We start from the raw sequence: 24067 nt of genomic DNA, 5'->3' as shown, positions 1-24067 counted from the left end.
CCTACCCTGCGGGCGGCGCCTTGTCACCGTCGCCCTCGTCACCGTCGTCCTCGGGCGGCGTCAGCCGCGGGCGTAGCGCCGCACCGCCGGCGGGGCGAAGACCGCGATCAGCCCCAGCGACCAGAGGAGCGCCCCGGCCACCGGGTGCGCCACCGGCCAGGCGGCGTCCGCCGGTACGGTCGCGTTGCCGAACAGCTCCCGTACGGCCGTCGTCACCGCCGAGATCGGGTTCCACTCGGCGACCGTCCGGAGCCAGCCGGCCATGTTCTCCGTCGGGATGTAGGCGTTCGAGAGCAGCGGCAGCATGAACGTGGCGCTGCCCAACTGGCCGGCCGCCTCCTCGCTCCGCGAGGCGAGGCCCAGCAGGATGCCCACCCAGGTCGTCGCGAAGCGGAAGAGCAGCAGGAGGCCGAAGGCGCCCAGCGCCTCCAGGGCCGTGCCCTCGATCCGCCAGCCCATGGCGAGCCCGACCAGGATCATCGGGACCATGCCGACCGCGCTCGTCACCAGGTCGGCGAGCGCCTGCCCCAGCGGAACGGCGGTCCGGCTCATCGGCATGGTCCGGAAGCGGTCCGTCACGCCCCGGTGGGAGTCCTGGGCGGCCTGGAACATCCCCGTCATGAGCCCGCCCGCCGCCGTCGCGACGAGCAGTCCGGGCACCAGGTACGCCCGGTACTCGGTGCCGGGCATCGCGAGCGCGCTGCCGAAGACGTACCCGAAGAAGAGCAGGAAGACGATCGGCATCGTCTGCGTCATGACGGCGATCGCCGGGGCCCGGCGGACCTTCCGCAGATGGCGGCCGAGTACCGCCCACCCGTCTCCCACCGCCGCCCCTATGGTGAGCGCTTCGCGCGCACCTTCCTTCTCGTGGTGGACCAGCGCGCTCATGCCGCGAGTTCCTTTCGGTCGGTGAGGCGCAGGAACACCTCGTCCAGGGTGGGCGGACGCAGGGAGGCGTCGACGATGTGGACCCCGGCCGCGTCGATCTCGCGGACGATCCGGGGGAGGGTGAGCGTGCCGTCCGTGGTCACGGCGCCGACCGTGCGCCGCTCGGCGTCCAGCGCGGGGGCGGAGCCGGTCAGCCGGTCCAGGACGGCGGCCGCGGCGTCGAGCAGCGCCGGATCGGCGACGACGACCTCCGCCCGACTGCCGATCATCGCCTTGAGTTCGGCCGGGGTGCCGCGGTGAGCGGCCCGGCCCTCGTCGATCAGCACGATGTCGTCGGCGAGCTGATCCGCCTCCTCCAGGTACTGCGTGGTCAACAGCACGGTCGTGCCCTGCGACGCCAACCCCCGTACGGCGTCCCAGATCCCGTTCCGGCTGTGCGGGTCGAGCCCGGTCGTCGGCTCGTCGAGGAAGAGGACGCGCGGCGGGACGAGCAGGCTCGCCGCGAGATCCAGCCGGCGGCGCATCCCGCCCGAGTACGTCCGGGCGGGCCGGCCGGCCGCCTCCGTCAGGCCGAACTGCTCCAGGAGCTCGTCGGCGCGGGTGCGCGGGGCGCGCAGCAGCCTGGCAAAGAGCCGCAGGTTCTCGGCGCCGGAGAGGTCGCCGTCGACCGAGGTGTGCTGGCCGGTGACGGCGATCCGCCTCCGCACCCCCGCCGGGTCGCGCACCACGTCGTGCCCGGCGACCCGGGCGCTGCCCGCGTCCGGGGCGACCAGCGTCGTCAGGACCCGGACGGCGGTCGTCTTGCCCGCGCCATTGGGGCCGAGAACACCGCAGACCGTGCCCTCGGGGACGGCGAGATCGAGCCCGCGCAACGCGTGGACGTCGCCGTAGCGCTTCCTCAGACCCTCACTAAGTACAGCGTACGTAGTAGTCATGGCTCGACCATACCCCACTACGTACGCTGTACGTAACTACGATGATGGGGAGGTGATGATCAATGGCGGGCCGAGCGGCCGAACCGGAAGTGATCTGGGCGCGCCCCGAGCGCACGGGCCGTGGCCCGAAACCGGCGTACAGCAGGGCCGACATCGTGGCCGCCGCGGTCCGCATCGCCGACGCGGACGGGATCGACGCGCTCTCGATGCGCCGGATCGCGGCCGACATCGGCTGCGGCACGATGTCGCTCTACAACTACGTGCCGCGCAAGGAGGATCTGTACGAGCTGATGGTCGACGCCGTCAGCGGCGAGTACGACCTCCCCGACCCTCCGAGCGGTGACTGGCGCGCGGACATGCTCCAGGTGGCCCGCGAGGCCCGGGGTATCCTGCGCCGTCACCCGTGGGTGATCAGGCTGATGACGACCGGGTACGCCTACGGCCCCAACGCGCTGCGCTTCCTCGAAGGGTGTCTGGCCTGCCTGGACGGTCTCGACCTGCCCGGTGGCACCAAGATGGAGCTGATCGCGACGGTCAACGGCACCGTGATGACGATCGTCGCCAACGAACTCGCCATCGCCGAGCGGGCCCGCGGACTGCCCTGGTCCGAGGAGCAGGAACAGGCGGTGCGCGGGGCCTATCTGTGGGAGCGGCTCGCGGGCGGCGCCTACCCCCGACTGGCCGCGGTGTTCGGTGCGTCCGGGGTCGGACCCCTCGATCCCGACGAGATCTTCGACCGGACCCTGGGGCGGGTCCTGGACTCCTTCGTCGCGGGCTAGAGCAGCGCGAACTGACCCTCCGGACCCTCCTCCTGGTGATCCAGTACGGACGCGGGGCGGCGGGCCGCGTCCGGTACCGGCAGCACGCCGGCCTCCCGCAGCTCGTCCCGGGTCAGCGGCGCGCCGCGCGTGAGCGCCTCCCGCTCCGCCTCCCGCTGGGAGAGCAGGGCGAGGACGGTGATCAGCTCCAGCAGCTCCGAGGTCCACTCCTGCGGCCAGACCGCCGGGCCGATCGCCTCCAGGCCGCCGGGCTCGGCGGGCACGGTCCGGTGCGAGAACCACTGTTCGAGCATCCGTACGCCGCCGACACGGAACTCCCACGCCTCGGCCGGGACGGGGGAGATCCTGCCGTCGTCGAGGGTCAGCGTCTCCTCCTCCGGCTCGTACGCGAGCACGGTCGGCCGGGCGGGGATCGGCGCCCGCACATAGGGCCGGCGGCCACCGGGCAGCCGGGGCCGCTCGCCGCCACGGCCGCCCCGCAACTGGATGTCGGTGAGCCGTCGGCCCAGCGCCACACCCGTGGCCCAGACGTCCGGGTCCGCCGGGAGCGGGACGCGACAGCCGGCGGGGGAGGGACGGGCGGCCGCAAGGGCCCAGGCCAGTACGGACTGCGGGTCGACCGGCCGCCCGTACCGTTCGCTCAGCAGCGGGAGCAGACCGGGCGCGAGGTTCGGCTCCTCGCCCCCGGGGCGACGGAAGAGCGGCCGGATCCGCCCCGGCCGCCCCGCCGGGGAGCGGCCGTCGGGCAGCGCCGAGGTCACCAGCAGCGCGGGGCCCGCCGCCCCCGGCACATACCCCTGCTCCACCGCGAACAGCTGGCGGTCGTCGGCGACCCGCCACAGCTCCGGGCGGGCGGTGTCGATGAGCCGGTGATCGGGGAGCAGCCACTGCTCGTCGAACGGGCCGTGGACCAGCCGTACCGGCTCCGGGCACGGCCCCGACTCGCGGACGAACCGGACGGTGCCGGTCCGCTGCCCGGGCAGAGCGGCCACCGAACTCGACGGCGTACGCGCCCGGCTGGGACGGAACAGCTCCTCGCGCTCGGTCCCCTCCGTCCCGACGAGACGGTCCCAGCGCGCCCGCAGCGTACGGACGTCGGGCGCCACGATCCAGGAACGGCCGAGCCGCAACGGCGCGACGGACCACGGCATCAGCTCGTCCAGGAGGGGCGCGTCGTCCAGCGGTACGTCTTCGGTCACGCCCCGGATGCTAGCGAGCGGGCTCAGTGCGCCTCCACCGTCACGGTGAACGAGAAGCGGTCGCCCCGGTAGCGGATCCGGGCCACGTCGACCACCCGGCCGTCGTCGTCGTAGGTCACGCCGGTGTAGTGGAGGATCGGGGAGAGCAGCGGCACTTCGAGGAGCGCGGCCGTCTCCGGGTCGGCGAGACGGGCCTCGACGGTGTCCGTGATCCGGCTGATCCGGACCCCCATCACGTCCCGCAGCACCTTCGTCATCGGCCAGCGCTCCAGATCGGCCGGGTCGAGACCGGCCGCGATCTCCGGCCGTACCGCGTTCTGCGCCCAGTTGGTCGGCTCGCCGGTCTCCCCGTCGCGCCGCAGCCGCCGGTACGCGACGACCTCCGTCACATCGGGGAAGTACTCGGCCAGCTCGCCCGGCACCGGCTCGGCACCGTGACCGAGGACGGTGGTCCGCTCGCCGGACTGCTGGGCCACGATCGCGTCGATCGAGCCGAGCAGCCGGCGCGGGCTGGAGCGCCGGGCGCCCGGTTCGATGAAGGTGCCGCGCCGCCGGTGCCTGCTGATCAGGCCCTCCTCCTCCAGCTCCTTGAGGGCCTGGCGCATGGTCAGCACGCTCACGCCGTAGTGCGCGGCGAGCTGCTCCTCGGTGGGCAGCCGCAGCGAGGCGTCGGGCGTGCGGCCCAGTATGGAGGCGCGCAACGACTGCGAGACCTGATACCACAGCGGCAGCTTGCGGTTCAGGACCAGCGAGTCGGGAGCGAAGGCGGTCACGGCGTTCTCCGTACGACGACTACGACGAGACTCGACGGCTACGAGACTCTACGGCCGGAAGTGGCGCTCCAGACCCTGCCACACGTCGTCGTACCCCTTCTGCAGATGGTCGGCGTTCGCGGCCTGGCCGGTGGCGGTGACGGGCCAGCGGGTCTCGAACATGAAGGCCAGGCCGTCGTCGATCCGCTGCGGCTTCAGCTCCGCCGCGCTGGCCTTGTCGAAGGTCTCCCGGTCCGGACCGTGCGCGGACATCATGTTGTGCAGCGAGCCGCCGCCGGGGACGAAGCCCTCCGCCTTGGCGTCGTAGGCGCCCTCGATCAGGCCCATGTACTCGCTCATCACGTTGCGGTGGAAGTACGGCGGGCGGAAGGTGTCCTCGCCGACCAGCCAGCGCGGCGCGAAGACCACGAAGTCGACACCCGCGAGGCCCGGGGTGTCGGAGGGCGAGGTGAGGACCGTGAAGATCGACGGGTCCGGGTGGTCGTACGAGATCGTCCCGATGACGTTGAAACGGTGCAGGTCGTAGACGTACGGGGTGTGGTTGCCGTGCCAGGCGACGACATCGAGCGGGGAGTGGCCGTACGTCGCCGACCAGAGGTTTCCGCAGTACTTGTTGACGACCTCGACCGGGCCCTCGACGTCCTCGTAGGCGGCGACGGGCGCGCGGAAGTCGCGGGCGTTGGCGAGGCCGTTGGCGCCGATCGGGCCGAGGTCGGGGAGCTGGAAGGGCGCCCCGTAGTTCTCGCAGACGTATCCGCGGGCGCTCTCGTCCAGGAGCTCGACGCGGAAGCGGACGCCGCGCGGGATCAGCGCGACCTCGCCGGGGCGGGCGGCGAGCAGGCCCAGCTCGGTGCGGAGCAGCAGTCCGCCGCGCTCGGGGACGATCAGCAGCTCGCCGTCGGCGTCGCTGAAGACCCGGTCCATGGAGGCGTTCGCGTGGTAGAGGTGCACGGCCATGCCGGCGCGCTGGGTGGCGTCGCCGTTGCCGCCGAGCGTCCACAGGCCGGCGAGCCAGTCCGTGCCCGGCGCAGGGTCGGGCAGCGGGTTCCAGCGCAGCCGGTTGGGGTCGGCGACCGTCTCGGTGAAGGGCGCCGAACGCAACGCGCCGTTGTCGATCCGCGCGAACGGCGGGTGCGCGGCCGACGGCCGGATGCGGTAGAGCCACGAGCGGCGGTTGTGCGCGCGGGGCTCGGTGAAGGCGCTGCCGCTGAGCTGCTCGGCGTACAGCCCGAGGGGAGCGCGCTGCGGCGAGTTGCGGCCGTGCGGCAGCGCGCCGGGCACCGCCTCCGAGCTGTGCTCGTTGCCGAAGCCGGTGCTGTAGTCCAGCGCCTCGGCCACTTTTCCGGCCTGCTCCGTCGGCTGTTCCGTGGTCATCGCCCGCTCCTGTTCTGAGCCCGCAAAGGAATCCTATGGATGACCGTAGGATTCCGCGACCGCTCGCGTCAACGGGTCACGGTTCGACGTGATGCGTGCAGAAGGGGTTCCAAAAGATGAACATTGCTCTACTCTCACGCGCATGTCGTGGACCCGTAGGCTCCTTGTCGCGCTCTCGGTCGTTCTCGCGGCGCTCGCCGCCGCCCTTGTCACCGCTCCCGTGGCCCAGGCACACGAGGAGCGGCCCGTCACCTTCCCCGACGGCTCGGGCAGTGTGCCGACGCTGCGCACCGGGGAACCCGATCTGCTCGTCTGCAAGACCGACCGGGCCGACTTCACCCGTCGCGTATCCGGCTTCCCGGCCGAGGTGAAGACCCGGAACCTGGCCCTGTTCGAACGCTGTACGCGGACCGGCTACCGCCATCTCCAACACGCCGTCGACGCCGTCGACCGGCCGGGCATGACCATCGCCGTCCTGCCCGGCCTGTACGAGGAGGAGCCCTCGCAGCCCGCGCCGACCGGCGCCTGCGCCGCGCTCAAGGCGCCGAACTCCGCGCTCGGCTACCAGATCCTGTCGTACGAACAGCAGAAGCAGTGCCCCCACAACCAGAACCTGGTCGCGATCCTCGGCAAGAGGAACCTCCAGATCGAGGGCACCGGCGCCTCGCGCCTCGACGTCGTCATCGACGCCAAGTACACCAAGCTCAACGCGATACGGGCCGACGAGTCAGACGGGATCTACTTCCGCAACTTCACCGCCCAGCGCACCACCTTCAACTCGCTGTACGTGCTCGCCGGCGACGGCTTCGTCATCGACGACGTGCTGACCCGGTGGAACGACGAGTACGGCTTCCTGACCTTCGCCTCCGACCACGGCCTGTACAAGAACTGCGAGTCGTACGGCAACGGGGACTCCGGTATCTACCCCGGCTCGGCCTCCGACATCAACGACGGCCGGGGCTACGACGTCCCGCGCTACTCCATCGAGATCACCGGCTGTCGCAGCCACCACAACATGGTCGGCTACTCGGGCACGGCGGGGGACTCGGTCTACGTCCACGACAACGAGTTCGACCACAACATGGGCGGCGCGTCGATGGACTCCGCCTTCCCCGGTCACCCCGGACTCCCGCAGAACCACGCCCGCTTCGAGCGGAACCTGATCCACGACAACAACCAGAACTACTACCGCCACGTCGCCGACGGCACCTGCGCCAAGCCGCCCGTCGAGCGCGGCTACGAACAGGGCGTCGTCTGCCCGCAGATCTCCATGCCGCCCGGCACCGGCATCATCACGGCGGGCGGCAACTGGAACCTGTACGAGAACAACTGGGTGTACGGGCACCAGCGCGCCGCCTTCTTCCTGAGCGCCGTCCCCGCCTTCATCCGCGGCGAGTCCGCCTGGGGCAAGCAGACCGACACCTCCCACCACAACCGCTACGCCGGCAACCATCTGGGCGTCGACCGCTCCGGCGCGGCCCGCCCCAACCGGGCGGACGTGTGGTGGGACGGCCAGGGCGGCGGCAACTGCTGGCAGGCCGACGCCGGGGCTTCCAGCCCGGGCTCCCTGCCCGAGTGCGGGGCGCGGCGGGGCGACGTCTCGGGGGACACCGACCGGCTCGTCGGCGAACCGGCCAAGCTGGCCCACCTCCTCGTCTGCGCCGACTACAACGTCCAGGCGCGGCGGCTGCCGGCCGGCTGCGACTGGTACGGGGCGCGGGGCATCCAGCGCGTCGAGACCCAGCTCGCCCTCGCGGTCGCGGTCGTCCTCGCCCTGGTCGGCGGCGTCCTGTGGTGGCGCAGGCTCCGCGGCAGCCGGTTCGCGGGCGCGGCGACCCTGGTGGGCCTCGCGGGCCTGGCGCTGGACGTGGCCGGTTCGACCCTCGGCCTGTCCTCGGGGCCCGTTCCCGCCCTGGCGCTGCTCCTGATCGGCGCCTGGTGGACGGCGCTCGGCCTGGCCCTGCGGCCGTCCCGTCCCGCCTTCGCCTGGACCACCCTCGCCCTGGGCGCCCTCACGCTCCTCGACGCCTTCGACAAGGCCGTCCTGATGATCCCGTGGATCCCCCTGAGCCCGGCCTGGCTGCGCGGGCTGCTCGCGGTGGTGTGGGTGCTGTGGGCGGTGGTGGCGGCCGGCCGCCGCACCCCACCGGCCAGGGTCGCCCCACCGGCAACGCAGGACGAACCCGCCGAGACCGCTGGAGGCCGGGCATGAGCGCCGAGCCGACAACCGGCACTCCCGCGCCGACCCACCCACCCACCCCGGACACGACGGGCGGGGGAGGGTCCGACCGGGGTGCCCTGCCCGGCGCGGGCGGGGGTGGGGCCGGCCGGGGTGGGAGCGGCGGGGGAGGGGGTGCCCTGCCCGGCGCGGGCGGGGGGATCGGGCGGGGCGTCGTCCTTGCCGGGGTCGTCCTCGCCGTCGTTCTGGGCGCCGCCGGGTGTGGCGGTCGGGCCACCACCCACCACAAGCCCGGTACGAGCCACGAGGAGGCGACAGCGGGCAGCGGCACGCTGCTCGCGGCGAAGGACGAGGCCGGGCACCGGCTGCGGGAGGTGCCCGCAGCCGGCGCCCCCGTCGTACGGGCCGAGTCGCGGCCCGACACCGAGGGCGGCTGGAACATCCACCTGACCGTGGAGAGGTTCCGCTTCACCCCCGAGAGCGTCGGCGGCGCCGCGATCCCGGGCCGCGGACACGCCCGGCTCCTCGTCGACGGGAAGGAGGCCGGCCGCGCCTACGGCCCCTGGCGCCACATCCCGCCCGGCGCGCGCACCGTGACCGTCCGCCTCCACGCGGACGACCACACCGTCTGGGCCGTCGCGGGCAAACCGATCGAGGTCACCGTCCCCCTGGCCGGCGCCGCGCCCACCGCCGGCGCCCCGGCGGCCGGGACACCGACCGCCACCGCCCCCGACCGGACCGTCGAGATCACCGTCACCGGAACCTCCGTACAACCGCCCCCCTCCCGCGTCGAGCTGAAAAAGGGCGAGCGCGTCACCCTTCGCGTCACCAGCGACCGCGCCGACACCCTCCACGTCCACGGCTACGACCGCGAACTGCCCCTTGCCCCCGGCAGGCCCGCCTCCCTCACCCTGACCGCCGACCGCACCGGACTCTTCGAGGTCGAGACCCACGAGTCCGGACTCCTCCTGACCCAACTCGCCGTCCGGTGACGGCTCCCGCGCACCTCCTCGCCCACGGAGTCGGCTCCCGGCACGACCTCCCCCTCTCGCCCTTCTACGCCTACGCCGGCGCGTTCGCCGCGCTCTTCGTCTCCTTCCTCGCCCTCGGTCTGCTCTGGTCCTCCTCCCGCTTCCGCGGCGACCGGGCGGGCCGCCCCCTCCCCGCCGCCCTCCAGCGCCTCGCCGACGCCCCGGCCACCCGCACCGCGCTCCGCCTCATCGGCGCGGCCGCCGGCCTCGCCGTCCTGCTCCATCTCCTCCTCGGGCCCGACGATCCCGACCGCAACCCGGCCCCCGGCGCCGTCTACGTCCTGCTGTGGGTCGGGCTCGTCCCCGCCTCCCTCCTCCTCGGCCCCGTCTGGCGCCTCCTCAACCCCCTGCGCACCCTGCACGCCCTGCTCCCCGCGCCCCGAGCCCCCCGCCCCGTGCCCACCGGTCTCGGCATCCGCCCGGCCGCCGCGGGACTCCTCCTCTTCGCCTGGCTCGAACTCGCCGCCCCCGACCCCGCGTCCACCACCACCCTGCTGACCTTCCTCGCCGTCCTCACGGTCACCGGGCTCCTCGGCGCCGCCCGCCACGGCCCCGACTGGTTCGCCCACGCCGACCCCTTCGAGGTCTACTCCTCCCTCCTCGCCCGGCTCTCCCCGCTCGGCCGCCGCGCCGACGGCCGACTCGTGCTGCGCTCACCCTTCGACGGCCTCGACTCCACGCCGCAGACCCCCGGCCTCGTCGCCACCGTCTGCGTCCTCCTCGGATCCACCGCCTACGACGGCGTCTCCGACAACCCCCGCTGGATCACCACCCTCCAGACCTCCGCCCTCGGCCCGACCCTCACCGCCACCCTCGGTCTGCTCGCCGCCGTCGCCCTCGTCGCCGTCCTCTACGCCCTCTGCGCCGGCACCCTGCGCCTGATGACCCGCACGCTCACCCACCCCCTCACCTCCTTCGCCCACTCCCTCCTGCCGATCGCCCTCGGCTATCTCGTCGCCCACTACTTCACACTCTTCGTCACCGAAGCGCCACGTACAGTCATGATGGCAGCGGGCACTGACAACGCCTCCGCGCCCGCCCCACCCCTGAGCCCCGGCGGCCTCGCCGCCCTCCAGGTCGCCGCGATCGTCACCGGTCACGTCCTCGGCGTCGTCGCCGCCCACGACCGCTCCGTGCGCCTCTTCCCGCCCGCCCGGGCGGTGGCGGGCCAACTCCCCCTGTTCGCGCTGATGATCGCGTACACCCTCGGCGGAATCGGCCTGCTCATCGCCTGAGCCGGCGCAGACACCACCCAGGCAGGCGCCATCGGCGCGGCCTCCGACCCGCGCAAGCACCTCCCGCGCAGTCTCCGACCCGCGCAGACACCTCCCGCGCAGCCCCCGACCCACGCATCTCCTGACCCGACCGGAACGGAGCGGCATCATGGACCCCGTGCCCCCGCCCTCACTCCGCCGCACCCCCGTCCAGCAGCGCAGCGCCGAGCGCCTCGCGCGGATCCTCGACGCCTGTGCGGAACTCCTCGACGAGACCGGTTACGAGCAGCTCAGCACCCGCGCCGTCGCCATCCGCGCGGGTGTCCCCATCGGCTCCGTCTACCGCTTCTTCGGCAACAAGCGCGCCATGGCCGCGGCCCTCGCCCAGCGCAACCTCGACCGCTACGCCGAGCGGATCTCCGCCCGGCTCGCCGCGGCCGGCGATGTCGACGCCCACGGTGCGATCGACGGCGTCCTGGACGAGTACATCGCCATGAAGCGCACCGTTCCCGGGTTCGCCCTCGTCGACTTCGGCGTCCCGGCTCCGCCCACCGACGAAGGATCGGGTGAGGACCCCAACCATCTCGTCGCCGACCGCCTCTGCGGTCTGCTCGCCGCGCATCTCGGCCGTACCACCGACGACGTCCTGCGCCGCAAGGTGCTGGTCGGCGTCGAGGCCGCCGACGCGCTGCTCCAGCTCGCCTTCCGTACGGACCCGTCAGGAGACCCCGAGCTCGTCGCCGAGACGCGCGAGCTTCTCTACGCCTATCTCGCACCGTCGCTGACTTGACCCTCCCCACCGTGCGTACCGGTCGGTATGCTCGCGGGTGCCCGCGCGTCCCAGCCGCCGCCCCAGGGAGCCCGCCATGTCCACCGCCCTGCGCATCTGTCCGCTCTGCGAAGCCACCTGTGGGCTGACCCTCACCCTCGACGGCTCCCGTGTCACCGGCGCTCGCGGGGACCGCGACGACGTCTTCAGCCAGGGCTTCATCTGCCCCAAGGGCGCCTCCTTCGGCGAGGTCGACGCCGACCCCGACCGGCTCACCGGGCCCCTCGTCCGCAAGGACGGCGCCCTCCAGGAGGCCACCTGGGCCGAGGCGTTCGACACCATCGCCGCCCGCGTCCGGCCCCTGATCGAGGAGCACGGACCGAACGCGGTCGGTGTCGTCCTCGGCAACCCGAACGTCCACACCATGGCCGGCGCGCTCTACCCGCCCCTGCTGCTCGGCGCCCTGCGCACGCGGAACCTCTTCACCGCCTCCACGCTCGACCAGATGCCCAAGCACGTCTCCAGCGGACTGCTCTTCGGCGACCCCTTCGCGATCCCCGTCCCGGACCTGGACCGCACCGACCATCTGCTGATGCTCGGCGCCAACCCGCTGGACTCCAACGGGAGTCTCTGCACCGCCCCCGACTTCCCCGGCAAGCTCAAGGCGCTGCGCAGGCGCGGCGGCACCCTCACCGTGGTCGACCCGCGCCGCACGCGCACGGCCCGGCTCGCCGACCGCCATGTCGCCATACGCCCCGGCGCCGACGCCCTCTTCCTCGCCGCAATCGTCCACACCCTCTTCGCCGAGGACCTCACGGACCTCGGTGCGCTCACCGAGCACGTCGAGGGAGTGGAGCAGGTGCGGGAAGCGGTACGGGACTTCACGCCCGAGGCCGTCGCCACCGCCTGCGACCTGGACGCCGCCGTCATCCGTACCGTCGCCCGTGAACTGGCCGCCGCGCGCACGGCCGCCGTCTACGGCCGCATGGGCAGCTCCACCGTCGCGTACGGCACGCTCGCCAACTGGCTCGTCGACGTCCTCAACGTCCTCACCGGCAACCTCGACCGCCCCGGCGGCGCGCTCTTCCCGCTGGCGGCCACCGCCCCCGCGCCCCGCCCCGCGGGGCCCGGCAAGGGCTTCGCCCTGGGCCGCTGGAGCAGCCGCGTCTCCGGTCACCCGGAGGCCAAGGGCGAGATCCCGATGGCGGCCCTCGCCGAGGAGATCGAGACGGAGGGGGAGGGGCGCATCCGCGTCGTGATCACCGTCGCCGCCAACCCCGTCCTGTCCGCACCCGACGGGGCGCGCCTCGACACCGCCCTCGGTGCCGTGGACTTCATGGTCGCCGTCGACCCGTACCTCAACGAGACCACCCGGCACGCCGATGTCGTGCTGCCCCCGCCGCCGCCCTCGCGGAGCGCCCACTTCGACTTCGCCTTCAACAACTTCGCCGTCCGCAACCAGGCCCGCTTCACACCCGCCGCCGTCCCTCTGGAAGAGGGACGCATGGACGAGTGCGAGATCCACGCCCGGCTGATCCTCGCCGTCTCCGGGATGCACGGCGCGCCGCCCTCGGCCGTCGACGACCTCGCCATCGACAGCACCCTCGCCAAGGCCGTCGCACAGGAGCACTCGCCCGTCCACGGCGCCGACCCCAAGGCCGTCGCGGCGCAGCTGAGCGGCGCGACCGGCCCCGAGCGACGCCTCGACATGATGCTGCGCCTCGGCCCGTACGACCTGGTCCTCGAAGACCTCCGCCGGGCGCCCCACGGCGTCGACCTCGGCCCGCTGCAGCCCCGCCTCCCCGGGCTCCTCAAGACCCGCAGCGGACGCGTCGAGCTGCTGCCCGCGCCGATCGCCGCCGATCTGCCCCGGCTGCGCGCCGCCCTCGACGCCGAGCCGGGCGGCCTCGTTCTCGTCGGCCGGCGTCATCTGCGCTCCAACAACAGCTGGCTGCACAACGCGCCGTCCCTCAACGGCGGCTCGAACCGGTGCACCCTCCAGGTCCACCCGGACGACGCCGACCGGCTCGGCCTCGCCGACGGCAAGCCCGCCAGGATCGCGGCCGAGGGCGGCGCGCTGGAGGTGGAGGTGGAGATCACCGACACCGTACGGAACGGGGTGGTGAGCCTTCCGCACGGCTGGGGCCACGACCGTCCGGGCACCCGGCTCGCGGTCGCCGCAGCCCGTCCCGGCGTGAACGTGAACCAGCTCCTCGACGGCACCCGGTTGGACCCGCTGTCCGGCACCGCGGTGCTCAACGGCTTCCCCGTGGAGCTGGCACCCCTGCCGTGACCTGGGGTTTTGCTCGTATTGCTCACACGTCGACATCTTGTTAACCGCGGAAGGGGGCACCTAACGTCATCCGAACGCCGCACCGGTGGGAGCCGCCCCGGTGGGAGTTCAAGGGTGAACGTGAGGTGTCCTCCATGCTGACCGTCCTCGGCTTCGCCATGATCGCGACCTTCCTGGTCCTGATCATGATGAAGAAGATGTCGCCGATCGCGGCGCTCGTGCTGATCCCCGCGTTGTTCTGCGTCTTCGTCGGGCAAGGGGCCCAGCTCGGCGACTACGTCCTCGAAGGCGTGGGCAAGCTGGCGCCCACCGCGGCGATGCTGATGTTCGCCATCGTCTACTTCGGCGTGATGATCGACGTCGGTCTCTTCGACCCGATCGTCCGGGGCATCCTGCGCTTCTGCAAGGCCGATCCGGTGCGTGTCGTGGTCGGTACGGCGGCACTTGCCGCGATCGTCTCGCTCGACGGCGACGGCTCCACCACTTTCATGATCACCGTCTCGGCGATGTATCCGCTCTACAAGCGGCTCGGGATGAGCCTGGTCGTCATGACCGGTGTCGCCGCCACCGCCAACGGCGTCATGAACACCCTGCCCTGGGGCGGCCCCACCGCCCGCGCCGCGACCGCGCTGAAGCTGGACGCGGCCGACATCTTCGTTCCGATGATCCCGGCGCTCGGCATGGGCCTGCTCTTCGTCTTCCTTCTCGCGTACGTCCTCGGCCGCCGCGAGCGCAAGCGCATCGGCTACCTCACCCTGGACGAGGTCCTCGAGCCGGCGCAGACCGAGACCGTCCTCGTGAAGGCCGGGGGCGGCGCGGACACCGCGGAGGCGTCCGGCGGTGCCGGTGACCCTCTCGGACGGGCCGGTGCCGCCCCCGGACAGCCCGAGGGGGCTTCCGAGGAGGGCTTCCCGGGCCTCGATCCCGACCGCCCGACCCTGCGCCCCAGGCTCTACTGGTTCAACGCCGGACTCACCGTCGCGCTGCTCACCGCGATGATCCTCGAACTGCTGCCGATCCCGGTCCTCTTCCTCCTCGGCGCCGCGCTCGCGCTCACCGTCAACTACCCGAACATGGCCGACCAGAAGGCCCGGATCGCCGCCCACGCCGACAACGTCCTCAATGTCGCCGGCATGGTCTTCGCGGCCGCCGTGTTCACCGGGGTCCTCACCGGCACGGGCATGGTCAAGCACATGGCGGACTGGCTCGTGGGCGCGATCCCCGAGGGCATGGGTCCGCACATGGCCCTGGTCACGGGCCTGCTCAGCCTTCCGCTCACGTACTTCATGTCGAACGACGGCTTCTACTTCGGTGTCCTGCCGGTCCTCGCCGAGGCGGGCGCGGCCCATGGCGTGTCCCCGCTGGAGATCGCCCGCGCCTCGATCGCCGGCCAGGCCCTGCACATGTCGAGCCCGCTGGTTCCGGCCGTCTACGTCCTCGTCGGCATGGCGAAGGTGGAGTTCGGCGACCACACCCGGTTCACGGTCAAGTGGGCGGCGCTCACCTCGCTGGTGGTCCTCGCGGCCGGGATCCTCTTCGGCATCATCTAGCGCGCGGTTCGCGGCGGGCGGCGGTTCCTCCGCCGGGGGAGTGAAAGTCGGAGGGTGGGCGGCGTTGCTGCCACCCTCCGTATTCCTGTCATGACAGAAAGTCAGATTATCGGTTGATCATCTGATGTCTTCATGACTGGAGGAACCTTCGCATGACCGCTCTTGCCGTCCGTCCTCTTCTGTCCGCCGCGCTGGTCACCCTGGCTTTCGGCGGCGCCACCCTGGCCGGTGCGCCCGCGGCCGTCGCCGCCCCCGGTGACAACGGTGACGTCAAGGTCCACCATGCCGGGCGTCCGGGCGAGGAGCCCCGTACGGGCGAGAACAATCCGGTCAACAATCCCTCGGTCTGCACCTTCTACTTCGCCGCCTTCAACTTCGACGGGCTCCAGACCATCAACTGGGCCATCACACCGCAGCCAGCGGTGGACAGTGTGACGACGAGCGGCTCGATCACCATCGACGCCGCGGGGCACGGGATCAGTCCGGATCTGACGCTCGCCGACGGCAGGTACAAGGTCGAGTGGACCTGGGAGGGCCAGCAGGGCGCGGAGAAGAGCAAGGTCTTCAGAGTCGACTGTGACGACAGCACCAGCCCGCCGCCGACGAACGGGAACGGCGGGAACGGCGGCCCCGGAGCCAACGGCGGGAACGGCAGCACCGGGAACGGGAGCACCGCAAGCCCCGGAACCGCCAACGGCAGCGGTAGCTGGAACGGCGGGACCAGCACCAGCACCAGCAGCGCGAACGGCTGGAGCGGTGGCAGCGGCGCCACCAAGCCCCCGCAAGGCCCGGTCGGAGCGGGTGGTGGCGGCAGCGCCGACACCACCGGGACGGACAACTCCGTCTTCGGGGTCGGATCGGCCATCGCCGCCGCCCTCGCGGGTACGGTCGGCCTGATCCTCGTCCGTCGGTCGCGCCGCCGCACCGATGGCGCCGCGTAGGTCCCGCTTCACGCGCAGGCAGCGGCGCCTCCTCCGGCTGACCCGGACGGTGGTGGTGACCCTGTCGCTGGTCGGCGGCGGCATCTGGTGGGCACAGGACGAGGAACCGTCCGACCCGCCGATCGCCGCCCCGACCGCGCACGGGGCGGGCGCGGAATCCCCTGCCGCCCCGGCCGGGTCGGGGCGACCCCCCGACCAGAAGCCCAAGGCGCGGCCCCAGCCCCGGCCCACGGCTTCGGCCACGCGCAAGGCGCAGCCGCGGCCCGGGGCTCCGGCCGCGCCCAAGGCGCGGCCCACGCTCGATCCGCTGCCCGCGCCCCTGGCGCGCTCCCGCCCCACCGGCATCGCCGTCCCGGCGATCACCATCGAGGCCCCGTTGCTCGGCCTGGGACTCGACTCCTCCGGACGGCTCGGCACACCGCCGGCCGACGACCCCCGGATCGTCGGCTGGTACAAGGACGGCCCGACCCCGGGTGAACGCGGCACGGCCGTCGTCGTCGGCCACCGCGACACCCGTACCGGGCCGGCCATCTTCCTCAACCTCGACTCGCTCACCCCCGGGAACACCGTCCGTGTCGCCCGCGCCGACGGCCGGGTCGCCGTCTTCACGGTCGACAAGGTGCGCACCTACACGAAGGAGCAGTTCCCCGACCGAGAGGTGTACGGCTCCACGGGCCGCCCCGAACTGAGGCTGCTCACCTGTGGCGGCTCGTTCGACCCGAAGAGGGGCTACGAGTCGAACATCGTCGTCTACGCCCACCTCACCGACATCGCCCGGGAGATCTGACCCGGGTGACCGGTGCGTTCCCGGGGAGTCATGACCGTAAGGAATCCCGGGCCCCGGCCCCGAGCCGGCAAGGAAGCGCACATGCCCCTCGGTCTGCCGACCACCCGCGCCCGTGTCGCCGTCGCCACCGTCGGGTTGCTGATCGCGGCCGGCGCCCCCGCCGCGTACGCCACCCTCGGCGAGGACGCGACCTCGCCCGCCGCCGGCACGGCACAGACGCGCGGCAAGGCCTATGTCGAGACGCGGCTGTTCTTCGGGACGGAGCGCCCCGACGGCGGCCCGGACGTCACCGACCAGCAGTTCATGGCCTTCGTCGACAAGGAGGTCACTCCGGGTTTTCCGGCCGGCCTGACGGTCCAGGACGGGCGTGGACAGTGGCGTGACGCGAACGGCACCATCGAGCGGGAGCGTTCGTACGAGCTGATCCTTCTCTACCCGTCGGCCGAGGCGCGGCTCCACGACCCGAGGATCGAGCGGGTCAGGGAGGCGTACAGGAAGGCGTTCGGGCAGGAGTCCGTGGCGCGGCTCGACGAGCCGACCCGCGCCGACTTCTGAGCCGGCGCGACGGAGGGAACGGTACGAAGGCGGCTCTGGCGCCAGAAAACTATCAGCGCTAGTTTGGGTCGCGGACGACGAACCGGCCGGTAGGTGCGGAACAGGTGCAGAGGAGACAGCGGATGAAGAGCCACGACGCGATGTACATCGGCGGGGAGTGGCGTCCGGCCGCCTCCACCGACACCATTCCGGTCGTCAACCCGGCGGACGAGCAGGTCATCGGTCACGTCCCCGCCGGTACCGCCGAGGACGTCGACGCCGCCGTCCATGCCGCGCGCGCCGCATTCCGCGGCTGGGCCGCCACCCCGCCGGCGGAGCGAGCCAAGCTGATCGGCGCGCTCCGGGACGCCCTCGCGGCCCGCGCCGAGGAGATCGCCGCCACGGTCACCGCCGAGCTCGGCGCCCCGCCGCAGTTCGCCGCCGCGGTCCACGCCGGCCTGCCGATCGCCGTCGCCGGTACGTACGCCGATCTCGCCGCCGCCCACCCCTTCGAGGAGAAGGTCGGCAACTCCACCGTCTACTCCGAGCCCGTCGGCGTCGTCGGCGCGATCACCCCGTGGAACTACCCGCTCCACCAGATCGTCGCCAAGGTCGCCCCCGCGCTGGCGGCCGGTTGCACCGTCGTCCTCAAGCCCGCCGAGGACACCCCGCTGACCGCCCAGCTCTTCGCCGAGGCGGTCCACGCGTCGGGCATCCCGGCGGGGGTCTTCAACCTCGTCACCGGCCTCGGCCCGGTCGCGGGCCAGGCGCTCGCCGAGCACGAGGGCGTCGACCTCGTCTCCTTCACCGGCTCCACCGCCGTCGGCAAGCGGATCGGGGCCCTCGCGGGCGGCGCCGTGAAGCGGGTCGCGCTGGAGCTGGGAGGCAAGTCCGCCAACGTCATCCTGCCGAGCGCCGACCTCGGCAAGGCCGTCGCCGTCGGCATCGCCAACGTCATGGCCAACTCCGGCCAGACGTGCAGCGCCTGGACCCGGATGCTCGTCCCCACCGACCGCTACGACGAGGCGGTGGCGCTGGCCGCCGAGGCCGTGAAGAAGTACGTCCCCGGCGACCGCGTCGGCCCGCTCGTCAACGCCAGGCAGCAGCAGCGGGTGCGCGGGTACATCGAGAAGGGCGTCGAGGAGGGCGCCCGGATCGTCGCAGGCGGCCCCGAGGCCCCGCGCGAGACCGGGTACTACGTCTCCCCGACCGTCTTCGCCGACGTCACCCCGGACATGACCATCGCCCAGGAGGAGATCTTCGGCCCGGTCGTCTCGATCCTGCGGTACGAGGACGAGGAGGACGCCCTCGCCATCGCCAACGGGACCGTGTACGGGCTCGCCGGCGCCGTCTGGGGCGAGTCGGAGGAGGCCGTCGCCTTCGCCCGCCGGATGGACACGGGCCAGGTCGACATCAACGGCGGCCGCTTCAACCCGCTGGCCCCCTTCGGCGGTTACAAGCAGTCGGGCGTGGGCCGCGAGCTCGGCGCCCACGGTCTGTCCGAGTACCTCCAGACCAAGTCCCTCCAGTTCTGACCCCGTTCCGAGCCTGCTCCGGTCCCTTCCGGTCCCTTCCGGTCCCTTCCGGGCCTGAGCCTTTCCGAGCCTGTTCCGAGTCCCTGAGGAGCAAGACGCGTCATGAGCGTGGTCCGCGCCGCCTTCCTGCCCGCCGTAGGCTCTCCGCTGGAGATAGCCGGTATCCGACTGCCCGAGCCCGGCCCAGGCCAGGTCAGGGTCCGCCTCGCTGCCGCCGGGGTCTGCCACTCCGACCTTTCCCTCTCCAACGGGACCATGCGGGTGCCCGTCCCCGCCGTCCTCGGGCACGAGGGCGCCGGCACGGTCGTCTCCGTCGGCGAGGGCGTCACCCACGTCGCCCCGGGTGACGGTGTCGTCCTCAACTGGGCGCCGTCCTGCGGCTCCTGCCACCCCTGCTCGCTCGGCGAGGTCTGGCTCTGCGCCGACGCGCTGACCGGTGCCGGGAGGGTGTACGCCGCGACCGAGGACGGCACCGAACTCCACCCCGGCCTCAACGTGGCCGCCTTCGCCGAGGAGACCGTGGTCGCGGCGAACTGTGTCCTGCCCGTGCCGGACGGGGTCCCGCTCACGGACGCGGCCCTGCTCGGCTGCGCCGTCCTCACCGGCTGGGGCGCGATCCACCACTCGGCGCGGGTACGGGAGGGGGAGTCCGTCGTCGTCTTCGGCGTCGGGGGCGTGGGCCTCGCCACCCTGCAGGCCGCCCGGATCGCCGGCGCCTCGCCGATCATCGCGGTCGACGTGTCGCCCGAGAAGGAAGCCCTGGCACGGGCCGCGGGGGCGACGGAGTACGTCGTCGCCTCCGAGACCACCGCGAGGGAGATCCGCCGGCTGACCGGCGGTCACGGCGCCGACGTGGCCGTCGAGTGCGTCGGCCGCGCCACCACGATCCGTACCGCCTGGGACTCCACCCGGCGCGGCGGCCGCACCACGGTCGTCGGCATCGGCGGCAAGGACCAGCAGGTCACCTTCAACGCCCTGGAGCTCTTCCACTGGGGCCGGACCCTGTCCGGGTGCGTGTACGGGAACTCGGACCCGGCCGCGGACCTGCCCGTCCTCGCCGAACACATCCGGGCCGGCCGCCTCGACCTGAGCGCCCTGGTCACCGAGCGGATCACCCTGGACGGCATCCCGGGCGCCTTCGACAACATGCTCGCGGGCAAGGGCGGCCGGGCACTGGTCGTCTTCTAGAGGGCCTTGCCTGTCCCGACGCTGTCGGCCGGAGTCCTGGACGGGGGCTTCGGCCGGGAGCGCGAGACCGCCACGCCCGCCAGGCACAGCGCCCCGCCCGCGAGCGTGAGCAGCCCCGGGAGCTCGCCGAGGAGCACCCACGCCATGCCGACGACGAGTGCGGGCACGGCGTACGTCGTCGCGCCCATCCGGCCCGCGGTCGTACGGGCCAGGGCGTAGGCCCAGGTGGTGAAGGCGAGGGCGGTCGGGAACACCCCGAGGTACACCATGTTCAGCGTCGCGGAGAGCGGCGCCCGGCTCGCCTCTTCGACGAGCCGCGGGGCGAAGGGAAGGCAGGCCACCGCCCCGACGAGGCACCCGAAGGTGGTGATCTGCAGTGCGCTGCCGTGGGCCAGGGCGGGCTTCTGCGCCACGACACCGCCCGCGTAGGCGACCGCCGCCAGCAGGCAGAGCGCGACACCGAGGACGGACGCGTGTCCCTCGCCGGACATGGAGAACCCGACGGCGATCGCGCCGGCGAAGGAGACCGCCATGCCCGCGATCAGCCGGGGCGGCAGCTTCTCGCCGAGGAACCGGGCGCCGAGCAGCGCGATCAGGATGGGCCCGATGTTCACGACCATCGCGGCCGTGCCGGCGTCGACCTCCTGTTCGCCCCAGTTGAGCGCCACCATGTAGGCGCCGAACCACAGGAGTCCGGACACCGCGATCCCCGGCCAGGCGGCCCGGGAAGGAAGCCCCTCCCGCCGTATCAGCAGGACCGCTCCGAGGACGAGTGCCCCGGCGAGGAGCCGGCCGAGGGCGAGCGCGCCGGGGGAGTAGGCGGCCCCGGCGCTGCGGATCGAGACGAAGGCGGAGGCCCACAGGACGACGGTGACACCGGCGGCGGCGAGCGCCAGGCGGGAGGTGGCGGGAGACTCGGTCATGGGGTGACCGTAGGCCCTGGACCCTTCGGCGCTCACCGAATTGTTTCCGGCTCGATGCCGAGGGCCAGCCGAAGGGCCCGCTCGCCCGGCGGGGTCACCTTCACGGCCCGCTCGGACCCGATCCGTACGCACCAGCCCGCGTCGAGGGCGTGCCGGCAGAGCGCCGCGCCCGCCACCCCCGCCAGATGAGGCTTCCGCTCGGTCCAGTCGAGACAGCCGCGGGCGACCGGCCGCCGCCCCGTGGCCGCGAGGGCGATCCCCAGCTCCCCGAACCACTCCACGCCCGCGTCCGTGAGCGCGAATCCGGTGTCCTGGCGCAGCAGTCCTCGCACGGTCATCGCCTCGGTGATCGTGATCCCGAGCCGCCCGGCGAGATGGTCGTAACAGGTCCGCCCCCGTGCCATCGCCTGCCCGGCGCTCGCGGCCCGCAGCGAGCCCGGTGGCGGCCTCCGCGCGGGCTCGGAGCGGGTGGCCAGATCCTCGACGAGGTGGGCGATCCCGGCGTCGGCGAGGCGCACGTACCGGTGCCGCCCCTGCCGCTCCTCGGCGAGCACCCCGCCCGCGACGAGCTTCCCGAGGTGCTCACTGGTGGTGGAGGGCGCCACGCGCGCGTGGCGCGCCAACTCCCCTGCGGTCCAGGCCCGCCCGTCGAGGAGGGCGAGGAGAAAGGCGGCGCGGGTCTCGTCGGCGAGGAGCGCCGCGAGGGCGGCGAGGTCTTTGGCTGCCATACGACAAGGTTCGCGCACCTGCTCTTCGGCAGCCGCCGAAGTGTGCCGATTCCGCCGCCGCTCCCGAGGGCGCGGCGGGCGGAGGTCGTACCAGGCCGCCGGATCGGCCCCGGTGCCCGGCGACTTCCGGGCGGCGTCCATGTCCCCGCGCCGCACCGCCGCCGCTACGAGCCGCTCGTCGAGTCCTCTCGCGACCACGTCCCCCGTACCCCCGTCTCGTACTGCATCGCCAACCCGTCGAGCAGCGCCCTCAGTCCCGTCTCGAAAGCGCCCTCGTCGACCTTCTGGCGGTGCTCCGCCAGAAGGTGCGCCTGGCCCAGGTGCGGATAGTCCGCCGGGTCGTAGGCCGTCTCGTCGTCGACGAAGCCGCGGGCGAAGGAGCCCAGCGCCGAGCCGGTGACGAAGTAGCGCATCAGCGCGCCGATGTAGGTCGCCTGGGCGGGTGGCCAGCCCGCGCGGACCATCGCGCCGAAGACCGCGTCGGCGACCTTCAGGCCCGCCGGACGGCGGCCCGGGCCCTGGGCCAGGACCGGGACGATGTTCGGGTGGTCGGCGAGGGCTGCGCGGTAGGAGGCCGCCCAGTCGTGCAGGGCCGTGCGCCAGTCGCGCGCGTCGCCCTCCTCGAACATCGACAGGTCGACCTTCGCGCTGACGGCGTCGGCGACCGCGTCGAGGATCTCGTCCTTCGTGCGGAAGTGGTTGTAGAGCGACGGTCCGCTCACCCCCAGCTCGGCGGCGAGCCGGCGGGTGGAGACGGCGGCGAGGCCCTCCGCGTCCACGAGCGCGCTCGCCGTGTCGACGATCCGGTCTCGGCTGAGGAGGGGCTTGCGCGGTCGGGCCATGGCGCACATAGTAGGCGTGCCCGCTAAAAACTAGCAGTGGTAATTAAACGTGAACGGAAGCCGAGGTGTCGGGCGTGAACCTGGAGCTCAGCGAGGAGCAGGAAGCCGTACGGCAGCTCGCCCACGACTTCGTCGCACGCGAGGTCAGCCCGCACGTCGTCGAGTGGGACCGTGCGGAGGACGTCGACCGGTCGATCGTCAAGAAGCTCGGCGCCGTCGGCTTCCTCGGCCTCACGATCCCGGAGGAGTACGGCGGCTCGGGCGGCGATCACCTCGCCTACTGCCTCGTCACCGAGGAGCTGGGGCGCGGCGACTCCTCCGTGCGCGGCATCGTCTCCGTCTCGCTCGGTCTCGTCGCCAAGACCATCGCGGCCTGGGGCGACGAGCGGCAGAAGGCCGACTGGCTGCCCCGGCTCGCCTCGGGCGAGGCCCTCGGCTGCTTCGGTCTCACGGAGCCCGGTACCGGCTCCGACGCCGGCAACCTCGCCACCAAGGCCGTCCGCGACGGGGACGCGTACGTCGTCAACGGCTCGAAGATGTTCATCACCAACGGGACCTGGGCCGACGTCGTCCTGCTCTTCGCCCGCACCGACGACACGCCCGGTCACCGGGGCGTCTCCGCCTTCCTCGTGCCCACCGACACCCCCGGCCTCACCCGCCGCACCATCCACGGCAAGCTCGGTCTGCGCGGCCAGGCGACCGCCGAACTGGTCCTGGAGGACGTCCGCGTCCCCGCCTCCGCGATGCTGGGCCCCGAGGGCAAGGGCTTCTCCATCGCCATGTCCGCCCTGGCCAAGGGGCGCATGTCGGTCGCGGCCGGCTGTGTCGGCATCGCGCAGGCGGCGCTCGACGCGGCCGTCCGCTATGCCGGGGAGCGCGAGCAGTTCGGCAAGCCCATCGCCTCGTACCAGCTGGTGCAGGAGCTGATCAGTGACATCGCCGTCGACGTGGACGCCTCCCGGCTGCTGACCTGGCGGGTCGCCGATCTGATCGACCGCGGCCAGGAGTTCGCCACCGCCGCGTCGAAGGCCAAGCTGTATGCCTCCGAGGCCGCCGTCCGTGCCGCCAACAACGCCCTCCAGGTCTTCGGCGGCTACGGCTACATCGACGAGTACCCGGTCGGAAAGCTGCTCCGGGACGCCCGCGTGATGACGCTGTACGAGGGCACGAGCCAGATCCAGAAGCTCATCATCGGGCGGGCGCTCACGGGTGTGTCCGCGTTCTGAGTACCTCGCGCTACGCCACTGAGTATCCGGGCGGATGTGGCGGGCGCCGCATCCGCCCGATGCTTCGTCCATGAGCGACACACCCGTCAAGCAGCAGAACACCGCCGCCTACTACCTGCAGGCCGTCCTCTCCTTCGGACTCGCGCTCGCCGCCGTGGCGATCGGCATCTACCAGCTGGACGCCGACGCGTGGGTGCGCGCCTTCCTCGCCATCGCCGTCCTCTACCTGACCACCTCGGCCTTCACCCTCGCCAAGGTCGTCCGCGACCGCCAGGAGGCGGGTCAGATCGTCAGTCGGGTCGACCAGGCCCGCCTCGAGAAGCTCCTCGCCGAGCACGACCCCTTCCAGAAGCTCTAAGCGCTTGCTCAGCTTCGTTGT

At 72.7% G+C, this 24067-nt stretch carries 22 protein-coding genes; 14 read left to right on the top strand and 8 right to left on the bottom strand.

From position 1 onward, the window contains the following. Window positions 1-60: 60 nt before the first annotated feature. Both ACFQ7Q_RS20260 and ACFQ7Q_RS20255 read right to left on the bottom strand, forming a co-directional pair. Window positions 61-888, bottom strand: coding sequence for an ABC transporter permease (locus ACFQ7Q_RS20260; protein WP_383556964.1), 828 nt, complete (start codon window positions 886-888; stop codon window positions 61-63). Continuing rightward, window positions 885-1823: an ATP-binding cassette domain-containing protein gene (locus ACFQ7Q_RS20255; RefSeq protein WP_383556961.1), complete on the bottom strand. Its 939-nt coding sequence runs from the start codon at window positions 1821-1823 to the stop codon at window positions 885-887. Before ACFQ7Q_RS20255 ends, ACFQ7Q_RS20260 begins: the two co-directional genes overlap by 4 nt. Window positions 1824-1885: 62 nt before the next feature. On the opposite strand from ACFQ7Q_RS20255, the gene ACFQ7Q_RS20250 reads away from it, so the two are divergent. Next, complete coding sequence (locus ACFQ7Q_RS20250; protein WP_383556958.1) at window positions 1886-2602, top strand: TetR/AcrR family transcriptional regulator; 717 nt, start codon at window positions 1886-1888, stop codon at window positions 2600-2602. On the opposite strand, the gene ACFQ7Q_RS20245 is transcribed toward ACFQ7Q_RS20250, so the two are convergent. From ACFQ7Q_RS20245 to hmgA, 3 genes are all read right to left on the bottom strand, one after another. Further along, entirely contained in the window at window positions 2599-3753 is a 1155-nt protein-coding gene (locus ACFQ7Q_RS20245; protein WP_383557032.1) for a type ISP restriction/modification enzyme, read from the bottom strand. The two genes, ACFQ7Q_RS20250 and ACFQ7Q_RS20245, sit on opposite strands and share 4 nt — an antisense overlap. Window positions 3754-3824: 71 nt before the next feature. Beyond that, a complete protein-coding gene (locus ACFQ7Q_RS20240) occupies window positions 3825-4574 on the bottom strand; it encodes a GntR family transcriptional regulator (RefSeq protein WP_383556955.1) in 750 nt (249 codons plus the stop codon). Between the two features lie 48 nt (window positions 4575-4622). Next, window positions 4623-5948, bottom strand: coding sequence for a homogentisate 1,2-dioxygenase (hmgA, locus tag ACFQ7Q_RS20235; protein ID WP_383556952.1), 1326 nt, complete (start codon window positions 5946-5948; stop codon window positions 4623-4625). A 142-nt stretch (window positions 5949-6090) separates the two neighbouring features. On the opposite strand from hmgA, the gene ACFQ7Q_RS20230 reads away from it, so the two are divergent. The 11 genes from ACFQ7Q_RS20230 (at window position 6091) to ACFQ7Q_RS20180 (ending at window position 19969) form a co-directional block, all read left to right on the top strand. Then, window positions 6091-8160, top strand: coding sequence for a right-handed parallel beta-helix repeat-containing protein (locus tag ACFQ7Q_RS20230; protein WP_383556949.1), 2070 nt, complete (start codon window positions 6091-6093; stop codon window positions 8158-8160). Then, window positions 8157-9119 carry a hypothetical protein gene (locus ACFQ7Q_RS20225; protein ID WP_383556947.1) on the top strand — a complete coding sequence of 321 codons (963 nt, stop codon included), beginning with the start codon at window positions 8157-8159 and terminating at the stop codon, window positions 9117-9119. Before ACFQ7Q_RS20230 ends, ACFQ7Q_RS20225 begins: the two co-directional genes overlap by 4 nt. Further along, complete coding sequence (locus ACFQ7Q_RS20220) at window positions 9116-10393, top strand: hypothetical protein (RefSeq protein WP_383556945.1); 1278 nt, start codon at window positions 9116-9118, stop codon at window positions 10391-10393. Before ACFQ7Q_RS20225 ends, ACFQ7Q_RS20220 begins: the two co-directional genes overlap by 4 nt. 148 nt (window positions 10394-10541) lie before the next feature. Next, window positions 10542-11162 carry a TetR family transcriptional regulator gene (locus ACFQ7Q_RS20215; RefSeq protein ID WP_383556942.1) on the top strand — a complete coding sequence of 207 codons (621 nt, stop codon included), beginning with the start codon at window positions 10542-10544 and terminating at the stop codon, window positions 11160-11162. 76 nt (window positions 11163-11238) lie between these two features. Further along, window positions 11239-13434: a molybdopterin oxidoreductase family protein gene (locus tag ACFQ7Q_RS20210; RefSeq protein ID WP_383556939.1), complete on the top strand. Its 2196-nt coding sequence runs from the start codon at window positions 11239-11241 to the stop codon at window positions 13432-13434. A 134-nt stretch (window positions 13435-13568) separates the two neighbouring features. After that, window positions 13569-14984, top strand: a complete 1416-nt coding sequence (locus ACFQ7Q_RS20205) for a CitMHS family transporter (RefSeq protein ID WP_383556935.1) — start codon at window positions 13569-13571, stop codon at window positions 14982-14984. A gap of 152 nt (window positions 14985-15136) precedes the next feature. Further along, a complete protein-coding gene (locus tag ACFQ7Q_RS20200) occupies window positions 15137-15925 on the top strand; it encodes a hypothetical protein (protein WP_383556932.1) in 789 nt (262 codons plus the stop codon). Then, window positions 15912-16712, top strand: a complete 801-nt coding sequence (locus ACFQ7Q_RS20195) for a class F sortase (RefSeq protein ID WP_383556929.1) — start codon at window positions 15912-15914, stop codon at window positions 16710-16712. Before ACFQ7Q_RS20200 ends, ACFQ7Q_RS20195 begins: the two co-directional genes overlap by 14 nt. 81 nt (window positions 16713-16793) lie before the next feature. After that, complete coding sequence (locus ACFQ7Q_RS20190; protein ID WP_383556925.1) at window positions 16794-17267, top strand: DUF3574 domain-containing protein; 474 nt, start codon at window positions 16794-16796, stop codon at window positions 17265-17267. 122 nt (window positions 17268-17389) lie between these two features. Next, window positions 17390-18781: an aldehyde dehydrogenase family protein gene (locus tag ACFQ7Q_RS20185; RefSeq protein WP_383556922.1), complete on the top strand. Its 1392-nt coding sequence runs from the start codon at window positions 17390-17392 to the stop codon at window positions 18779-18781. A 108-nt stretch (window positions 18782-18889) separates the two neighbouring features. After that, window positions 18890-19969: a zinc-binding dehydrogenase gene (locus ACFQ7Q_RS20180; RefSeq protein ID WP_383557029.1), complete on the top strand. Its 1080-nt coding sequence runs from the start codon at window positions 18890-18892 to the stop codon at window positions 19967-19969. Here the strand turns inward: ACFQ7Q_RS20180 and ACFQ7Q_RS20175 are convergent. The 3 genes from ACFQ7Q_RS20175 to ACFQ7Q_RS20165 all read right to left on the bottom strand — a co-directional run bounded on the left by ACFQ7Q_RS20175 (window position 19966) and on the right by ACFQ7Q_RS20165 (window position 22462). After that, window positions 19966-20892, bottom strand: coding sequence for a DMT family transporter (locus ACFQ7Q_RS20175; RefSeq protein ID WP_383556919.1), 927 nt, complete (start codon window positions 20890-20892; stop codon window positions 19966-19968). The two genes, ACFQ7Q_RS20180 and ACFQ7Q_RS20175, sit on opposite strands and share 4 nt — an antisense overlap. A gap of 32 nt (window positions 20893-20924) precedes the next feature. Beyond that, the gene (locus ACFQ7Q_RS20170; protein ID WP_383556916.1) at window positions 20925-21620 is read right to left on the bottom strand and encodes an ArsR/SmtB family transcription factor; all 696 of its coding nucleotides are present in this window, start codon (window positions 21618-21620) and stop codon (window positions 20925-20927) included. A gap of 164 nt (window positions 21621-21784) precedes the next feature. After that, on the bottom strand, window positions 21785-22462 hold the full coding sequence (locus ACFQ7Q_RS20165) for a TetR/AcrR family transcriptional regulator (RefSeq protein WP_383556913.1): 678 nt from the start codon (window positions 22460-22462) through the stop codon (window positions 21785-21787). 74 nt (window positions 22463-22536) lie between these two features. Between ACFQ7Q_RS20165 and ACFQ7Q_RS20160 the strand changes: the two genes are divergently transcribed. Together ACFQ7Q_RS20160 and ACFQ7Q_RS20155 are read left to right on the top strand one after the other, a co-directional pair. Continuing rightward, complete coding sequence (locus ACFQ7Q_RS20160) at window positions 22537-23688, top strand: acyl-CoA dehydrogenase family protein (RefSeq protein ID WP_383556911.1); 1152 nt, start codon at window positions 22537-22539, stop codon at window positions 23686-23688. Between the two features lie 70 nt (window positions 23689-23758). Beyond that, complete coding sequence (locus ACFQ7Q_RS20155; RefSeq protein ID WP_383556908.1) at window positions 23759-24046, top strand: YiaA/YiaB family inner membrane protein; 288 nt, start codon at window positions 23759-23761, stop codon at window positions 24044-24046. Window positions 24047-24067: the final 21 nt, after the last annotated feature.

The organism is Streptomyces sp. NPDC056527 (assembly GCF_042794475.1).
Lineage (GTDB): Bacteria > Actinomycetota > Actinomycetes > Streptomycetales > Streptomycetaceae > Streptomyces.
The sequence above is the reverse complement of the archived record's forward strand: the minus strand, read 5'-3'. Positions and strand labels throughout refer to the sequence as shown.

Excerpts from the sequence above, each read along its gene's own strand:
- ACFQ7Q_RS20260 (WP_383556964.1), bottom strand. The coding sequence starts at position 888 with ATGAGCGCGCTGGTCCACCACGAGAAGGAAGGTGCGCGCGAAGCGCTC.
- ACFQ7Q_RS20255 (WP_383556961.1), bottom strand. The coding sequence starts at position 1,823 with ATGACTACTACGTACGCTGTACTTAGTGAGGGTCTGAGGAAGCGCTAC.
- ACFQ7Q_RS20250 (WP_383556958.1), top strand. The coding sequence starts at position 1,886 with ATGGCGGGCCGAGCGGCCGAACCGGAAGTGATCTGGGCGCGCCCCGAG.
- ACFQ7Q_RS20245 (WP_383557032.1), bottom strand. The coding sequence starts at position 3,753 with ATGCCGTGGTCCGTCGCGCCGTTGCGGCTCGGCCGTTCCTGGATCGTG.
- hmgA (WP_383556952.1), bottom strand. The coding sequence starts at position 5,948 with ATGACCACGGAACAGCCGACGGAGCAGGCCGGAAAAGTGGCCGAGGCG.
- ACFQ7Q_RS20230 (WP_383556949.1), top strand. The coding sequence starts at position 6,091 with ATGTCGTGGACCCGTAGGCTCCTTGTCGCGCTCTCGGTCGTTCTCGCG.
- ACFQ7Q_RS20225 (WP_383556947.1), top strand. The coding sequence starts at position 8,157 with ATGAGCGCCGAGCCGACAACCGGCACTCCCGCGCCGACCCACCCACCC.
- ACFQ7Q_RS20215 (WP_383556942.1), top strand. The coding sequence starts at position 10,542 with ATGGACCCCGTGCCCCCGCCCTCACTCCGCCGCACCCCCGTCCAGCAG.
- ACFQ7Q_RS20210 (WP_383556939.1), top strand. The coding sequence starts at position 11,239 with ATGTCCACCGCCCTGCGCATCTGTCCGCTCTGCGAAGCCACCTGTGGG.
- ACFQ7Q_RS20205 (WP_383556935.1), top strand. The coding sequence starts at position 13,569 with ATGCTGACCGTCCTCGGCTTCGCCATGATCGCGACCTTCCTGGTCCTG.
- ACFQ7Q_RS20200 (WP_383556932.1), top strand. The coding sequence starts at position 15,137 with ATGACCGCTCTTGCCGTCCGTCCTCTTCTGTCCGCCGCGCTGGTCACC.
- ACFQ7Q_RS20195 (WP_383556929.1), top strand. The coding sequence starts at position 15,912 with ATGGCGCCGCGTAGGTCCCGCTTCACGCGCAGGCAGCGGCGCCTCCTC.
- ACFQ7Q_RS20190 (WP_383556925.1), top strand. The coding sequence starts at position 16,794 with ATGCCCCTCGGTCTGCCGACCACCCGCGCCCGTGTCGCCGTCGCCACC.
- ACFQ7Q_RS20185 (WP_383556922.1), top strand. The coding sequence starts at position 17,390 with ATGAAGAGCCACGACGCGATGTACATCGGCGGGGAGTGGCGTCCGGCC.
- ACFQ7Q_RS20175 (WP_383556919.1), bottom strand. The coding sequence starts at position 20,892 with ATGACCGAGTCTCCCGCCACCTCCCGCCTGGCGCTCGCCGCCGCCGGT.
- ACFQ7Q_RS20170 (WP_383556916.1), bottom strand. The coding sequence starts at position 21,620 with ATGGCAGCCAAAGACCTCGCCGCCCTCGCGGCGCTCCTCGCCGACGAG.
- ACFQ7Q_RS20165 (WP_383556913.1), bottom strand. The coding sequence starts at position 22,462 with ATGGCCCGACCGCGCAAGCCCCTCCTCAGCCGAGACCGGATCGTCGAC.
- ACFQ7Q_RS20155 (WP_383556908.1), top strand. The coding sequence starts at position 23,759 with ATGAGCGACACACCCGTCAAGCAGCAGAACACCGCCGCCTACTACCTG.